This window comes from Salinivibrio sp. KP-1, assembly GCF_000968645.1.
Taxonomy (GTDB): Bacteria; Pseudomonadota; Gammaproteobacteria; order Enterobacterales; family Vibrionaceae; genus Salinivibrio; species Salinivibrio siamensis.
In genome coordinates, this window is record NZ_LAQR01000027.1 from 1 (window position 1) to 581 (window position 581).

The 581-nt window shown below is 55.2% G+C and carries 1 rRNA gene; it reads right to left on the minus strand.

The annotated features are described in order from the left end of the window. Positions 1-581, minus strand: a 16S ribosomal RNA gene (locus WN56_RS08635); the annotation flags it as partial.

Genomic DNA, 581 nt, shown 5'->3' on the forward strand with positions numbered 1-581 from the left:
GCGGTTCCGAGGTTGAGCCCCGGGCTTTCACATCTGACTTAACAAACCGCCTGCATGCGCTTTACGCCCAGTAATTCCGATTAACGCTCGCACCCTCCGTATTACCGCGGCTGCTGGCACGGAGTTAGCCGGTGCTTCTTCTGCAGCTAACGTCAAGCCATGCACCTATTAAGTACACCACCTTCCTCACTGCTGAAAGTGCTTTACAACCCGAAGGCCTTCTTCACACACGCGGCATGGCTGCATCAGGGTCTCCCCCATTGTGCAATATTCCCCACTGCTGCCTCCCGTAGGAGTCTGGGCCGTGTCTCAGTCCCAGTGTGGCTGATCATCCTCTCAAACCAGCTAAGGATCGTCGCCTTGGTAAGCCATTACCTTACCAACTAGCTAATCCTAACTGGGCCCATCCCAACGCGATAGCTTACATGTAGAGGCCACCTTTGGTCCGTAGACATTATGCGGTATTAGCCGTCGTTTCCAACGGTTATCCCCCTCATCAGGGCAGGTTCCCAGCCGTTACTCACCCGTCCGCCGCTCGACGTCCAGTAAATCCACCGAAGCTTCAATACTGCCGTTTCCGC